This window comes from Gordonia sesuvii, assembly GCF_036350415.1.
Lineage (GTDB): Bacteria > Actinomycetota > Actinomycetes > Mycobacteriales > Mycobacteriaceae > Gordonia > Gordonia sesuvii.
The window spans coordinates 144,325-159,446 of the sequence record NZ_JAZDUF010000009.1; the positions used below are offsets into that span (position 1 = coordinate 144,325).

Sequence of the window (15,122 nt, forward strand, 5' to 3'; positions counted from 1 at the left end):
CCTACGTGCAGTTCAGAGCGTGCCTCCGCGGAGATATCGGTCGATCAGTCGGTGACATCAGGCGTGGGCGAATCCGCGGTAACGTGCCCGTCGTCGATGATCGCCGCGTACACGACGGTCTCCTCGGTGCGTCCGCGCAGCGTGATGGTCTCCTGCCGTTCCCAGGACGCCGATTCGTCCCCGGCGGCGTCGACCGCGCGTCCCGCGGCCAGTGGGCGCGACGGATCTCTCTTGGCGAGCTCAGAGAGCCGGGCGCTCTCGTTCACCGGGTCGCCGATCACCGTGTACTCGAAGCGTTCGATGGCGCCGATGTTCCCGGCGACCACGGGCCCGTAGCCGACGCCGATGCCCGCGGAGATGTCCGGGACGTCCTGGGCGAGTCCCTGCGCGATGTCGCGGGCCGCGGTCAGGGCGGCGCCCGATGGATCGTCGATTTCGATCGGTGCGCCGAAGATGGCGAGCACGGCGTCGCCCTCGAACTTGTTGACCAGGCCCTGACCATGTTCGACGGCGCGGACGATCACCGCGAAGAACCGGTTGAGGATCTCCACAACCTCGGTGGGAGTTCGACCGGCCGCCAGGGTCGTCGAGCCGATCACGTCGACGAATACGACCGCGACGGTGCGTTCCGACCCGCCGAGTTCGGGGTCCCGCTCGAGCGCCGCCGCCGCCACATCGCGACCGACGTGGCGGCCGAACAGGTCCCGCATCCGTTCCCGCTCCCGCAGACCCACCACCATCGAGTTGAAGCCGACCTGCAGGTCACCGAGCTCCGTGCCGTCGTAGACGACGATCTCGGCGTCGTCGAGGTCCCCGGCGGTCACCTGATTCATGCCCGCGCGCACACTGCGGATCGGGCCGGTCACGCTGACGCTCGACAACACCGTCAGCAGCAGTCCGGTGAACAGCGCGGTCAGTCCGAGCACGATCACACCGACGAACATGTCAAGTTTGGTGGTGTCGTCGCGCGCGAGGCCGAAGCCGACGACGAGCATGATCCCGACGATGGGGATGGCCGACCCGACGATCCACGACACCACCGAACGGGCCCGCACGCCGCTGCGTTTGCGGCGGTGGAATCCGGCGCTGATCAGTTCTGCTGCGACGGGACGCAGCGTGAAGTCGATCAGCAGGTACGAGATCGACACGACGACGATGCCGCTGAGCCCCACCACGAACAGGGTCTTCGGAATGAGTTGCGGGTCCACGATCCCGTACATCAGCGTGAACATCACGGTCGCGCCGCCCCACAGCATGCCCTGCACCAGCGACAGCACCCACGGCACCCGCATCGTGCGGCGCGCGTCGCGCTTGGTCGGCGGCCGGTCCGCGATGGCCCACCGCAGATCTCGAACGGCAACCGCTGTGCCCCAACCGATCCCGACGACGAAGGCGGCGAAGATGTACACCGGCACCGCGATGAAGTTCACCCACCACAGTTCGCCGGTGAAGACCGTGGGTTCGGGGATGCCGACCGCGGTCAGCGCCACGGCGACCAGGGCGCCGAACAGGTTGGCCGTGACGATCGATGCCGTCAGCAGCGTCTGTATCCGGATCCGCTGCCGGAACCCACTCTCGTCGGCCGAGCCGAGCAAGATCGACCCGTAGTCACGACTCCCCCGCCTCGGACGCATGCCGCCTAGCTTCTCACGGCCCGCGGGCCCCGATGACGATTCACCCGGCGGGCTATCGCATCGACCCGGCACACCACGTCCGGTTTCGACCTAATCTGGCACCGTGCTCGCCTCCCACCTGGCCGGACGTCGGGGGACCATCGATCAGATTCGCAGTGCACTCGCCGCCGCCCGGCGAGGAGACCGGGGCGCACCGCGGACGCTGGTGATGACGGCGGGCCCCGGCACCGGCAAGTCGCACACCCTCCACCTGCTGCAATCGGAAATCGATTCGGCGACCCGGTATGCCCGAGCCGACGACCTCTCCGCGCGGCACCCGTTCGTCGTTGCGGCCGCGCTGATCGGGACGGGTCTCCCATTCCCGGTGCCCGACACCTTCGAAGACGAGCTGTACCGCGAGGTGGACAGCCTGTGCGCCGACGGTCCGCTCGTGTTGATCGTCGACGACGCGCATCACGCCGATGCCGCGACGCTCGATCTGCTGACCCGGCTCGCCGGCGCGACCCGCGATCTGCCGCTGGTGCTGCTGGTCGGCCGGCGCCCACTGCCCGAGCGGGATGTGCTCACCCGGCTGGTCGCACGGGCCGACGTCCGCGAATGGACACTCCCGCCGATGACCGACGCCGAGATCACCCGTCTGGCGAGCGGTTTCCTGGGCGCGCAACCCGACCGCGGCCTGGCCACCGCGCTGTCCGCCGCCGGCGGAAACCCGATGCAGGCCATCTCGATGGTGCGTTCGCTGCAGCAGTCGGGCGGAGTAGTGGTCACCGGCGGCCGAGCATCGATCGCAACCGATTCAGCCGACGTCGCGGCCGGCACGCGCGACGCGATCACCCAGCACCTCGCGCTCCTCGACGGTCGAGCCCGTGAGCTCACCCAGAAAATGGCGGTGTGGGGCCGACCGGCGACCCTGGGCGAACTCGCGGTCCTCGACGGTGCGAGCCCGGCCTCGCTGGTCGGCGCGGCGCAGTCGGCGATCGATGCCGGGATCGTGGCCGCCGGCGCCGACGGAAGGTTGAGCTTCACACACGACCTCTATGCCGACGTCACGAATCAGAGTCTGGCCCCGTTTCTCCGATCGGTGCTGCACGAGGCCGCCGCGAACCATCCGGCCATCAGGCGCAACCGCCAGGCCGTCGCGCACCACCGGCTGGCCGCCGGCACCGATCCAGACGCCACGCTGGTGGCCGTTCGGCGCGCGGAGAGCGAACTCGCGAACACACCGGCCGTCGCCGCCGACCTTCTCGAGGAGCTCGCCCAGCAGGCTGACGGCGCACCCACCCCGGCCGGCGTTCACGTCTCGCTGGCGGTGGCTCTGGCACGGACCGGTCGCCTGGCGCGGGCAGCCACCGTTGCCGCCGAGGGCCTGGCCGTGTCGACCGACATCGACGAGATGGCCGATCTGACGCGCATCCAGCTGTTCGTTCTGATCGCGAAGGGCGACAGCGCACGCGTCAACGAACTGATCGACGAGACCCTCGCGCTCCCGGTGGGTGACGATGTCGCCGAGACGCTCACCGATCTGCGCCGCTACGTCGGTCTGCTCGACGGCGCCACCCCCGTCCCCGACGAACCGTTCTTCGACATCGAACGCGACGCCGGAACCCGGTCGGTCCAGGGTCTGATCGCCGAGTCACTGCGGCTGTTCCTGATCGGGCAGGTCGAAGACGGCCTCCGGCTGGCCCTGCTCGCCTCCCAACGGCAAAACGAGTCACAGGTGGCGGGCGGGCCGGCGAACTCGTCGGCAGACATCTGGCCGCCCCTCATCGGCGTCTACACCCGCGGGCCTGCCGCGGCCGCCGATCTGCTCGAACGTGCGGTGCGGCTGCGCGCCAACCAGGGCACCGACTGGATGACCGCCTACCACGAACTCACCCAGGGGAGCATCGATCTCGGTCGCGGGAACCTCGACGATGCGGCCGCCGCGTGGGATGCCGGGCTGGAACGGGCGGCTGCCGCCGACATGGGATGGACGTCGCAGGCGCATGCCGGACGCGCGATGGTGGACGTGCTCCGCGGCGATCTCGCCACGGCGACAACGCGACTCGACGGTTGGGACGCCTCGGGCGAACCCGACCAGTTCGGGTTCCCGACCGCCCTGCGGGCCTGGGCTCTGCTGCACGAGGCGCGCCGCAAGCTGAAACCGGCGGCCGGCACCGCGGCGACGGCGTGGGACCGGGCGGTGAGCACCCGGCTGTACGCGTGGCTACCGTTCGTCGCGCTCGATTGCGCCCGGATCGCCACTCGCGCACAGGACATGGCGCTGCTCGAGGCGGTCGTCGCCGGTCTCGATGCCGCCCCGTATCCACCCACGGCCAGCGCACGCGGCCCCGTCGCGCTCGCGAGAGCGCGGTGCCTGGCCTCGCTCGGCCGGCTCGACCTGGCCGATGTGATCACGATTGCGCAGCGGTCCGCCGACGAGCTTCGTGAGGTGTCCGACGGGCTCCTGGAGGCCTGCGCCTGGGAGGAGGCGGCCTGCGCTGCTGCCGCACTGAACGACGCCCGCGCCGCCCGCGACCTGGCGGCCAAGGCCTTCGTGCTGACGCAGTCGATGGGTGCGGTGACCATGTCCGCACGTATCGCATCCCGGCTCCGGGCCCACGGGGTCCGGATGGACCCGAACGCCGTCCGGGATCGGCCCACGCATGGGTGGCCGAGCCTCACGGAGACCGAGGTCACCGTCGCCGAGTTGGTCGCCACCGGGTTGTCCGGTGGGGAGATCGCCGACCAGTTGTTCATCTCGACCCGGACGGTGCAGACCCACGTGTCCCATGCGTTGGCCAAACTCGGCCTCCGTACCCGGGTGGAACTAGCCGCATACGTCGCTTCCCGGCCCTAGTTCCCGGCCACTGGCGGCCGACTCATTGGCGGTGAAATCCTCCTTGGCAGTCAAATCTCCGTCATGACGCAGATGTCTGCGCCATCGGCGGTCGCGAGAGTGAAGAGGTCACCATTCCACCTCTCGCAGGAGAACCACCATGGACGCCAAATCAATGATCCTGGGCCTCGCACCCTGGTTCGTCTTCAGCTTCGCCGCCGAGCGCCTCGGCGCCGACCATGTCACCATCGCGGCATTGGCCGCCTGCGCGCTCGCGTTCGCGATGACCGCCTATTCGGCCCTGCAGGGACGGGGATGGAAAGTCCTCGATGTGTCCGGCGTCGTCCTGTTCGGACTGATCGCCGTCGTCGGACTGATCGGATCGCATCAGGTCGACGAAGTGCTCGTCTATTTCGGCCGCGGCGGCTCGGCGTTCATCCTCGCCGCGATCATGGCGGTATCCGCCTTCACCATTCCGTTCACCGAACAGTATGCGCGTGAATCCGTGGACCCGGCGCTCTGGCACTCCCCGATCTTCCGCGCCAAGAACCGCCAGATCAGCCTGGTGTGGGCGGGGGCGGTCACCGCGATGGGTGTCTGCCACGTCATCGCAGGTCTGCTCGCCGCCGGCGCCGACGTGGCCGGTGCCCATCCCGGCAACATCCTCCTCAACTGGGTGATCCCGGTCGCGCTCATCGTCTTCGCCGTCAAGCGCACCCATGCGATCAGCGGCTCCCCCGCCCGGCCGTCGGTGTCCGCCACCGACCCGCGCTGAACCCACATCGAACCTCCCACCCCCATGAACGGAGTCACCCCATGACCAGCACGTCTCCCACTCGTCCCGCACCCGTCGACCTCACCCATCACAGTCACCTCACCGGGCTGTTCGCCCCGCAACGCGACGAGGTCGACGTCGCCGATCTCCCGATCACGGGCGATCTCCCGGCCGACCTGTCGGGCAGCTACCTCCGCAACGGGCCGAACCCTCGTTTCGACCCCATCGGCTCGTTTGTGTACCCACTCGACGGCGATGGGATGGTCCACCGCATCGCCATCTCCGACGGCCGGGTCGGCTACACCAACCGATTCGTCCGCACTCCGATGGTCGTGGCGGAAGAAGCTGCGGGCCATGCCATCTGGTCGGGAATCACCGACGGCTACACCCCACCGGCGAGCGAGGTGGGCGACGACCTCGCCGGCACGTTCCGCGAGCTGCCGGACATCAACATCGTGCGGCATGGCGGTCGCCTGATGGCCATGGCCGAGTCGGACCGGCCGTATCTGTTGAACCCCGACGACCTCGCGACGCTGGCCAAGACCGACTGCAACGGCGCGATGCGGGTCGGCAGTACCGCCCACCCCAAGATCGATCCCGCGACCGGCGAGCTCGTCCTGTTCAACTACTCGCTGGAAGCGCCCTATCTCACCTGGTCGGTCCTCGATTCCGACGGCCGCACCACCACACCGCCGACACCGGTCGACGGACTGTCCGAGAGCTACATGATCCACGACATGGCGCTCACCTCCCGCTACATCGTGCTGTTCGTATGCCCGTTGGCCTTCGATCTCGAGGCCGCGATGACCGGTGGCTCGCTACTGTCGTGGCGCCCTGACGACGGCACCCGGCACTTCGCCAATGCTTACGACAACACCGACGGTTCGGTGACGGTCGACTACGTGGAATGGAACTATCCGGCGGGCTTTGCGCATGACCCCCGCCCGGCCGCGTCGACGCTGACCCGCGCGATCATCCACCCGGACGGCAGGATCACGCGGAACACGATCAGCGACAAACCGATCGACATGGAGTTCCCACGCGTGGACGACCGCCTGCTGACCCGCGACCACCACCGAGTCGCAACTGTGGCTGCGGGACCCGGCGACCGTGGCGTGCGGGAGAGCCTGTGGTTTCTGGTCAGATGATCGCGCGCCGCACGATCGTCTGGTCCCGGCCCGGGCCGACACCGATGCACGAGATGTGTGCGCCGGCAAGGTCTTCGAGCCGCAGGATATAGTCCTGTGCGGTCTTCGGCAGCTCTTCGAAGGTCCGGGCGCCGGAGATGTCCTCCCACCAGCCGGGCATCTCCTCGTAGATCGGCTTCGCGTGGTGGAATCCGGTTTGCGTCATCGGCATCTCCTCGACGCGTTCGCCGTCGACGTCGTAGGCGACGCAGATCGGCACCGTATCGAGGCTGGAGAGCACGTCGAGTTTGGTGAGGAAGTAGTCGGTGATCCCGTTGACGCGGGTCGCGTACCGCGCGATCACCGCGTCGAACCAGCCGCACCGGCGGGCGCGCCCGGTGGTCACGCCCACCTCACCGCCGGTCTTCGCGAGGTAGGCGCCCCACTCGTCGAACAGTTCGGTCGGGAACGGCCCTGAGCCGACGCGGGTGGTGTAGGCCTTCAGGATGCCGAGCACCGTGGTGATCTTGTTGGGGCCGATGCCCGCCCCGACGGCCGCGCCACCGGATGTCGGGTTCGACGACGTCACGTACGGGTAGGTGCCGTGGTCGACGTCGAGCAGGGTGCCCTGCGACCCCTCCAACAGCACGGTGTCGCCGCGCTCGAGCGCCTGGTTGAGCAGCAGCCGGGTGTCGGCGATGCGCCCCTTGAAGCCCTCCGCCTGCGTCAGCACCTCGTCCACGACCTGCGCCGGCTCGAGAGCACGGCGGTTGTAGATCTTGACCAGGATCTGGTTCTTCAGTTCGAGCGCCGCCTCGACCTTCTGGGTCAGGATCTTCTCGTCGAGCACGTCGGCGGCCCGGACGCCGACGCGCGCGATCTTGTCCTGGTAGCAGGGACCGATACCGCGCCCGGTGGTGCCGATCTTCTTGTTGCCGAGGAATCGCTCGGTCACCTTGTCGATGGCCACGTGATACGGCATCAGCAGGTGCGCGTCCGCGGAGATCATCAGCCCGGAGGTGTCGATGTCGCGGTCCTCGAGCCCACCGAGTTCGGTGAGCAGCACACCGGGATCGACGACGACACCGTTGCCGATGACGTTGTTGACCCCCGGCGTGAGGATGCCGGACGGGATCAGGTGCAGCGCGAATGTCTCACCGTTGGGCAACACCACAGTGTGACCTGCGTTGTTGCCGCCCTGGTAGCGGACAACCCATTGCAGCTGCCCACCGAGGAGGTCGGTCGCCTTGCCTTTGCCCTCGTCGCCCCACTGGGCGCCGATCAGCACGATCGCGGCCATGGTCGGTTACTCCTTTGAGTTGGCACGCTGAACAACAGGCCAACCTTACTTGCTCACCGGGATGGATACGCTACTCACGTGTCGATTGTGCGTATCGCCGAAGCCGAGGTGGGGAATCAGAAGCAGGCGGTACGGGCCGCGGTGACGGGTCTTCTCGCCGACGAACAACCTTCGCGACTGGTGGTGGTGGGGGCCGGCGCGGCCGGTGCCGATGTATTTCTCGCGCAGGTCCTCGCGGTTCTGATGCTGACGGAACGCCTCGACGTGGAGGTCGGCTACGTCGCGCCGGTCGCCACCCGTGCCACCCGGGTCCACGGTCTCCCCCACGGGCAGGAGGCGGCAGAACTCGCCGAGCAGGGCCGCGCCCGCGCGGTGCCGCTGATCCGTGACGACGCAGCGACGGTGTTGGTCGGGCGGGCTCGTCACCTGGGCGGCGACGGCGCGAAGCTGCACGGCGAGACCTATGTCGACAACGCCCGACTGTTCACCGGCGAGGTGCGTGGGGTGGAGATCGAACCGCTGGCGCACGCTCCCGGCCTGCGCGCGCGGCTGATCCGGCCGCTGCGCCCGGGTGGGTGGCACGAGGGACGAGCGGCGCAGACCGGTGGTACCAACATCGTCGTCGAGCGAGAGGGCGTCCTCACGACGCGCACGCTGAAGCGTTCGACGTTCTATCGGCATCATGTGGACATGAACCTGGTGTGTCCGTGAGTGCGTTCGGGCCGGCCGCCGGTCGCGGTGCCGGGCCGACGAGTCGTGAAGTCGTCCGCGCCGTCCGACCGGGGCCGTTGTTCCTCGGGCTCGTCGCGGCCGCGGTCTGCGGCGGTTGGCTGGTCGCCGGTTCCGAACCCGGCCGCAATCTCGAGTCGGTCGGCGGAACACTCCTGTTGGTGCTGGCCGGATGGGTCATCTCGCTGTGCCTGCACGAGTTCGCCCACGCCGTCACCGCATTCCGGTTCGGCGACCGCAGCGCCGAACTGCGTGGTTACCTCACCCTCAATCCCTTGCGGTACGCACATCCGGGTCTGTCGATCGGGTTGCCGTTGCTGATCATCCTGTTGGGCGGCATCGGATTTCCGGGCGGCGCGGTGTACGTGCATCAGCACGGATTCAGTCGGGCCCAACGCACCATCGTGTCGCTGGCCGGACCGCTCACCAACGCAGCACTCGGCGTGATCCTGCTGATGGTCGTGCGATTCGCGTCTCCCAGTGCCTATGGGGCACAGGGTTTCACCGCTCCGGCCAACGTTCTCTATGCGGTCGACGGCCTCAACCTGTGGGCGGCGTTGTCGATGCTGGCGTTCCTCCAGATCACCGCCGCGGTGCTGAACCTGTTGCCGGTGCCGGGATTCGACGGCTACGGCGCAATCGAGCCGTACCTGTCCGACAAGACGCGGTTCTCGATGCAGAAGGTGGCACCCTACGGCTTCCTGATCGTGTTCGCGCTCTTGTTCATCCCGTTCCTCAACCGCGCGTTCTTCGACCTCGTCTACTGGCTGTTCGGCCTGTCCGGGGTGCCGAGTGTGCTCGCCTCCTACGGCTGGGATCTGTTCGTGTTCTGGCGGTAGAGGGCTCGCACCGATCCGGGGAGCTCACCGGGTGTCGCGACCACCGGTTCGTCGTAGACGGTGCGGATGGGGATGTGGCCGGTCCAGCCGACGTCGCCGTCGGCGACACCGGGACCACCGCTGCGTGCCTTCGTCAGCCACTGGCCCTCGACGATCGGCAGCGCCAGGATCGCCGTCGCCGACACCTCTTTGGGAGTGTGGTCACGTACTTCCGCACTGCGGCCCGGCAATACCGCGTCCGAGAAGACGTCGAGTGCGCGCAGGGCGTCGGCCGGGTCCACGCGTTCCAGCCGTCCCCGGACAACCGCCGACCGGTAGTTCATCGAGTGGTCGAACAAGGTCGCGGCGACGACGAGGCCGTCGACGAGGAACGCGGTGAACGTGGCGGGCGCGCCGGCGGCGACGTGCCGGAGGGCGCCGGCACCAGACGATCCGTGCACGAGCAGCCGGTCGCCGTCGCGGGCCACCAGCATCGGCACCGACCACGGGAACCCGTCGTCGGTCACCGTCGACAGCACCCCGACGGTCGCTTCGTCGAGGACCTCGTCGAGGAGCGCACGGTCCCCACCGCGGTCGGGTTTGCGTGTGAGAGTGGACAGATCGTCGATCGTCATGGCTCACAGCATGGCGAGTGATGCGCGTTCACGCCATCAGTTTTCGCACCGTCACCATTGCAGTTCGTCGCGACACTTCCGTTGCACGGACTCGGGGTCCACCTGGATCGTGGAGTGACCGAGCCCGTGGCGGGCCATGACTTCTTGGGCGGCGGTCAGGACGTCGGTATTGGTGCCGTCGCTGTCGAGGTGCACCGTTGCCACATCCATCCCGGTCGTCAGCGTCCACACGTGCAGGTCGTGGACGTCGTCGACGGCGGGGATCGCTGCGAGGTCCCGGCGCAGTGCATCGACGTCGACATGCGCCGGGGCCTGCTGGTTGAGGATCCGCAAGGCGTCCAACGCCAACCGCACCGCGCGCGGCACCACCCACAGCGCGATCAGCACCGCGACGACGACGTCCGCATACCCCCAGCCCGTGGTCAACGCCACGACGCCGGCGACGAGGACACCCACACTGCCCACGGCGTCGGCGAGCACCTCGAGGTAGGCACCACGCACCGCGATGGACTGTTTCGAGTCGGCGCGCAGCAACATCATCACCGCGATGTTGACGGCCAGGCCGACCAATGCGACCACGATCAACGTCAGCCCGGGCACCTCGGGGTCGGTACCGATGCGCCGGATGGCCTCGTAGAACACGAACACCGCCACCCCGATGAGCAGCACCGCGTTCGCGACAGCGGTGAACACCTCCGCGCGGTGCCAGCCGAAGCTGCGGTCGTCGGTCGCCGATCCATGCCGAGCGAGCAGCAGCGCCATCAGACCCATCGTCAGCGCGGCGACGTCGGTGAGCATGTGACCCGCATCGGCGATCAGGGCCAGCGAGTTGACCATCAGTCCGGTGACGAGCTCGACGACGAAGTAACTGCCGATGATCGCGACAGCGACCGCCATCGGCCAGATCCGGCGATGCCCCGTCGATGCGGTCGTCGTCGGCCCGTGGGTGTGCGCGTGCGAATGTGAGTGCCCCATGTCGTCGCCAATATATGCAGACTTTCGCATATATGACAAGCGCGGTCCCGCCCCGACCCCTGCCGACTACCCAACCCCCGATCCCTGCGGAGTGCCACCCCCGATCCCTGAGGAGACCCGGAGCCTGCGAAGGGTCGTCACGAAGGGCGAGGTCAGCGCAGCGTCGCCGCCGCCGACGACCGCCCGAGCCCGCAGATCATCAACATGTCGACCAGCAACGAGCGGATCTCGGCCATCACGGCCGTCTCGGCGAGCGAACTGTTTGCGACGAGTTCGGGCTTCGCCTTGCGGGCGATGGTGCGCAGCACCCGGGCCGCATCGGCCTGGTCGGGCGGTTCGCCGGGTTTGGCGATCATCATCGCGCGCAGGATCTCGAACGCCTCCCCGAGGTCGTCGATGATGTCGACGATGTCGGGATGCAGCGCTTCGCGCCGTTGTGTCATGGCCAAGGCCCGCCGGGCGATGATCCGGAAGTTGCGCACGGCATTGTCGATCGGGTCGGCGGTCGCGGAGATCCGCTGCAGCCGTTCGCGTGATCCCCAGTACAGCGGCGAGATGGCGCTCACCTCCTTGCCGCCACGCATGTCGGCGCGCATCGTGTTGATCGCCTCCTGCGTTCCGCGCGCCGCGGTCAGCGCGGCGAACACCTCCTGCTCCTCCATGTCGCGCAGGCCCGCGGCGAGGCGGCGGGACGAATCGCGCATCGTCGCGAGCAGGCCGGCCGCGTCCCTGCGGGCCCGATGGGCGGGATTGACCGGGAACAACGCGCCGATGAGGATGCCGATCAGCCCGCCGATCAGGGCATCGATCGCCCGGTTGACGCCGCCGACTTCGCCTGGCGGCAACAGAGTCGCCACCAGGACCGCCGACGATGCGGCCTGGATGGGGATGATCGGGCCGTCGTCGAGGACCACGGCAACCGTCATGGCCAGGGCCACCACCAGGATGATCTGCCATGTCCCCGAACCGATCCACGAGATCAGCAGGTCGCCGACGATGATGCCGATGACGACACCGGTCACCAGCTCGGCGGACCGGCGCCACCGCTTTCCCAGCGACAACCCGAGGGAGATGACCGCGGCGATCGGCGCGAAGAACGGCTGCGGGTGATCGAAGATCACGACGGCGATCCACCAGGAGACCCCGGCCGCCAGAGCACACTGCGTGATCGGCACGGCCGACAGCCACAGCCGACGGACCCGTCGCCGCACCGGCGGCGGGAGCGCGTGAAATCGTCGGCGCAGCCAGTCGGTCACGGCGGTGAGGTGGTCACGTCGTCACGGGGTCGGCGCGACGGGCGGTCAGGCCAGTCCGAGCTGAGCCACCGCGGTCGGGTCGCTGTCGTTCAGGAGATCGAGGCACCGCAGGTACTCGTCTTCTTCGCCGATCGACTGCGCGGCGCGGGCGAGCGCGCCGACGCACCGCAGAAATCCCTGGTTGGGTTCGTGGCTCCACGGCACCGGGCCGAAGCCCTTCCAGCCGTGCCGGCGCAGCTGGTCGAGGCCACGGTGATACCCGGTCCGCGCGTAGCCGTAGGCCTCGATGACGCGGCCCACGTCGGCGCCGCCGTCAGAGGCCGCGAGCGCAGCGTCGGCGAGGTACGCCCAGGCGATCGACGCGGTCGGGTGTGCCGCCGCGGTCTGCGCCGGGTCGGCACCGTTCAGCAGGTCGGATTCGGCCTCGTCGTCGCCGGTGAGCAGCACCGGCTGCGGGCCCAACAGGTCTCCGAAAGAAGTCACCACACCATTGAAGCACCCCGCCCGGTCGCGGGCTGTCGACCACCGCCCCCGCCTGCACGGCGGCATGAGTCCACCGGCCGATGTACACCATGGCGGTTTTCGGCGCCCACCGAGTGCTGAGAGCGGCGACCATTCGCTAGGGTGAATGACGCGATCGGCCATGACGCGACCCATTCGACGGGAGTTCGTCACCAACATCGACGCCGATCCGTTCCATCCGGGGAAAGCGGGGTGTAGACGGCGATGCCCTCGACGCGCGACGACGGGTCGCTGATCGGCCGCGCCTTCTCGGCGTGGCGCAATCGCGGCAACGATCACGACAAGGACCACGGGGCGGCCCGACCCGGCCGCCGCGGTCCGGATGATTCCTGGGTCGAGAGTACGAAGGGCGACGACGCAGCGGTGACAGACGAGACGAACAACGACGGCGTGACCGGGACCGGCTCCGACGAGCCGAGCACGGCTGACGCGAACGAGAGTGTCGTGCAGAACACCGACGACGGCGACCCGAACGCGGCCGAGCCCACACCGGATGCGGCCGAGCAGGCCGAGCAGACCGGTGACGAGGTCCCGCCGACCGCCGACGCCGAGGACGAGCCCGCAGTCGCGTCGGATTCCGACATCGACCAGGCCTCCGACGATCCGGCAGTCGTCGACGACCCGGCAGACGTCGATGCAGCCGAGGCGACCGACGCGTCTGAATCCACCGACGAGGCTGCCGGTAGCGAGACGTCCGACGACCAGACGGACGACGACCAGACGGACACCCCCGACGAAACCGCAGCCGAACAGGGCGCAGTCGCCGACGCAGCGGACACCGACACGGATCTCGCCGACGCAGATGTCCCCGACGCAGAGGCGGGCGCGGACCCCGCGCCGGAACCGGAACCGGATGTAGCCGACACGGAAGCGCCCGAATCCGCCGAAGCCGCAGGCACCGACGACGCACCGGCCGAACAGGTCACGGCCCGACGTACTCCGAAGGGCGGTCGCGGCATCGACTCCGCCACCGCCGTGATCCGCCGCGAGGACCTGCCGGAGGCAGCCGACCTCGAAGACCTCGACAGCATCAGCTCCGGTGATACCGGTTCGGATGACACCCCCGCCGACGACGCCGCTGACACGACCGAGTCGGCCACCGACGAGCAGCCGACCGAACGCCGGAAGCCGGGCGGCGGCATCGGTCCGACGGATTCGGCGACGACGGTGATCCGTCGCGACGAACTGCCCGACGACGACGAGCTGGAAGATCTCGAGTCGATCGACACGGTCGCCGACGAGACGTCCGACTCCGAGAACACCACCGATTCCGAGACCCCTGAAGCCGAGACCGCCGAAGCCGACGCCCAGACAGGCTCAGAGGACGAGGCAGAGGCCGACCCGACCGACGAGTGGACCGACGTCGACGACTCCCCTGCCGACGCACGTCCCGACGCCGCAGAGTCATCGGCCGACGGCGAGACCGCCGACAAGGACGCGTCCGACGACTCCGGCTCCACCAAGGTCCTCCCCGCCGCTGCTGCGGGTGCGGCGGTGGCGGCCGGAGCAGCCGGAGCCGCGGCAGCTTCGAGATCGGAATCGGCGTCGGATTCGGCGTCAGAGGCGCCCACCGCCAAGACATCCGCGGCGCAGGGCTGGTCGACGACCGCGCACAAGCCCGAGGTGATCCCCGGCCGGAGTTCGTCCTCCGCTACCGGCACCGAGAAGTCGGACACCGGGAGAACCAGCACCGAGAAGGCCGAGAAGACGGGGTCCGGAGGGGCCCGGCGTTGGTGGATAGTCGCCGCTGCGGTGGTCGTCGTTCTCGCTGCCACCGGAGCGGCATTCGGCTACCTCAGCCTGCGCCCACCGGCCCCGGAAGACGAGGCGGCCGATACCGCCGAGGAATTCTCCACGGCGCTGTACGAGGGTGATCTGGCGACACTGCGATCGATCACCTGCGGTGAGCGCCAACAGTTCTACAGCTCGCTCAGCGACTCGGACTTCCAGACGATCTACGACGGCCAGCGGGCGCGCAACGAACTCGTCGAGGTCAGGGAGATCAAGGCGGTCCTGGTGACCGACGACGGCAATCAGGCGGTCGTCGAGGTCGAGGCGGTGCAGAGCGCCAACCCCGAGCAGCCGCAGGTCGTGACGATCAACCTGCAGCGCTCAGGCGAGGAGTGGAAGGTGTGCACGCCGCAGTGACCCGCAGCGGCCCCCTGGCCCGTCCGGCCCGTCCGCCTGGCGCACCGACACAGCGTCCGACGTGGGTCCACCACCCCACCGGAACCGAACTGCGCTCGGGCCATCCGGTGCAGCCCGCTGCGCACGTCGGACGCACCGACACCGAACCCACCTATTACTTCGAACCGCAGACCACGCCGCTGCACATCGAGCGTCCGGCACCGCGGGCGACCACCACGCCGCGCGGGGAGCGACGCATCGATCCCCCGGTCGTCATCGCCGCGATCGTCATGCTCGCACTCGCCGTCGGCGTCCTCGTCGGTCTGGCCACTCTCTGACGGCTGCGAAGGCCCGTCACCAACCGACCCCTGAGGAGGGCCGGAGCCTGCGAAGGCCCGTCACCAAC

Annotated in this window: 12 protein-coding genes and 1 pseudogene; 7 read left to right on the forward strand and 6 right to left on the reverse strand. The window is 68.8% G+C overall.

The genetic code is table 11. The annotated features are described in order from the left end of the window. Nucleotides 1-44 precede the first annotated feature (44 nt). Nucleotides 45-1,634, reverse strand: coding sequence for an adenylate/guanylate cyclase domain-containing protein (locus VZC37_RS23290; RefSeq protein ID WP_330436288.1), 1,590 nt, complete (start codon nucleotides 1,632-1,634; stop codon nucleotides 45-47). A gap of 103 nt (nucleotides 1,635-1,737) precedes the next feature. Here VZC37_RS23290 and VZC37_RS23295 point away from each other — a divergent pair, with 103 nt between their 5' ends. The 3 genes and pseudogenes from VZC37_RS23295 to VZC37_RS23305 all read left to right on the forward strand — a co-directional run. Beyond that, nucleotides 1,738-4,473: a helix-turn-helix transcriptional regulator gene (locus tag VZC37_RS23295; RefSeq protein ID WP_330436289.1), complete on the forward strand. Its 2,736-nt coding sequence runs from the start codon at nucleotides 1,738-1,740 to the stop codon at nucleotides 4,471-4,473. A 139-nt stretch (nucleotides 4,474-4,612) separates the two neighbouring features. Then, complete coding sequence (locus tag VZC37_RS23300) at nucleotides 4,613-5,227, forward strand: hypothetical protein (protein WP_330436290.1); 615 nt, start codon at nucleotides 4,613-4,615, stop codon at nucleotides 5,225-5,227. 41 nt (nucleotides 5,228-5,268) lie between these two features. Continuing rightward, nucleotides 5,269-6,363, forward strand: a pseudogene (locus VZC37_RS23305) (carotenoid oxygenase family protein); the annotation flags it as partial. A gap of 4 nt (nucleotides 6,364-6,367) precedes the next feature. Here the strand turns inward: VZC37_RS23305 and VZC37_RS23310 are convergent. Further along, nucleotides 6,368-7,654, reverse strand: coding sequence for an adenylosuccinate synthase (locus VZC37_RS23310; RefSeq protein WP_330436291.1), 1,287 nt, complete (start codon nucleotides 7,652-7,654; stop codon nucleotides 6,368-6,370). Nucleotides 7,655-7,732: 78 nt separating this feature from the next. Here VZC37_RS23310 and VZC37_RS23315 point away from each other — a divergent pair, with 78 nt between their 5' ends. Both VZC37_RS23315 and VZC37_RS23320 read left to right on the forward strand, forming a co-directional pair. Then, complete coding sequence (locus VZC37_RS23315) at nucleotides 7,733-8,365, forward strand: hypothetical protein (RefSeq protein ID WP_330436293.1); 633 nt, start codon at nucleotides 7,733-7,735, stop codon at nucleotides 8,363-8,365. Beyond that, entirely contained in the window at nucleotides 8,362-9,222 is an 861-nt protein-coding gene (locus VZC37_RS23320) for a site-2 protease family protein (RefSeq protein ID WP_431309480.1), read from the forward strand. The genes VZC37_RS23315 and VZC37_RS23320 overlap by 4 nt, the downstream gene beginning before the upstream one ends. Here VZC37_RS23320 and VZC37_RS23325 read toward each other — a convergent pair. The 4 genes from VZC37_RS23325 to VZC37_RS23340 all read right to left on the reverse strand — a co-directional run bounded on the left by VZC37_RS23325 (nucleotide 9,189) and on the right by VZC37_RS23340 (nucleotide 12,550). After that, nucleotides 9,189-9,836 carry a pyridoxamine 5'-phosphate oxidase family protein gene (locus VZC37_RS23325; RefSeq protein ID WP_330436298.1) on the reverse strand — a complete coding sequence of 216 codons (648 nt, stop codon included), beginning with the start codon at nucleotides 9,834-9,836 and terminating at the stop codon, nucleotides 9,189-9,191. The genes VZC37_RS23320 and VZC37_RS23325 overlap by 34 nt on opposite strands. A 51-nt stretch (nucleotides 9,837-9,887) precedes the next feature. After that, the gene (locus VZC37_RS23330; RefSeq protein WP_330436299.1) at nucleotides 9,888-10,811 is read right to left on the reverse strand and encodes a cation diffusion facilitator family transporter; all 924 of its coding nucleotides are present in this window, start codon (nucleotides 10,809-10,811) and stop codon (nucleotides 9,888-9,890) included. 152 nt (nucleotides 10,812-10,963) lie between these two features. Further along, on the reverse strand, nucleotides 10,964-12,067 hold the full coding sequence (locus tag VZC37_RS23335; RefSeq protein ID WP_330436302.1) for an FUSC family protein: 1,104 nt from the start codon (nucleotides 12,065-12,067) through the stop codon (nucleotides 10,964-10,966). 45 nt (nucleotides 12,068-12,112) lie between these two features. Then, nucleotides 12,113-12,550 carry a DUF3151 domain-containing protein gene (locus VZC37_RS23340; protein ID WP_330436304.1) on the reverse strand — a complete coding sequence of 146 codons (438 nt, stop codon included), beginning with the start codon at nucleotides 12,548-12,550 and terminating at the stop codon, nucleotides 12,113-12,115. 243 nt (nucleotides 12,551-12,793) lie between these two features. Here VZC37_RS23340 and VZC37_RS23345 point away from each other — a divergent pair, with 243 nt between their 5' ends. Beyond that, nucleotides 12,794-14,737, forward strand: a complete 1,944-nt coding sequence (locus VZC37_RS23345; protein ID WP_330436305.1) for an Rv0361 family membrane protein — start codon at nucleotides 12,794-12,796, stop codon at nucleotides 14,735-14,737. Then, a complete protein-coding gene (locus tag VZC37_RS23350) occupies nucleotides 14,722-15,054 on the forward strand; it encodes a hypothetical protein (protein ID WP_330436307.1) in 333 nt (110 codons plus the stop codon). Before VZC37_RS23345 ends, VZC37_RS23350 begins: the two co-directional genes overlap by 16 nt. The last annotated feature ends 68 nt before the right edge of the window (nucleotides 15,055-15,122 follow it).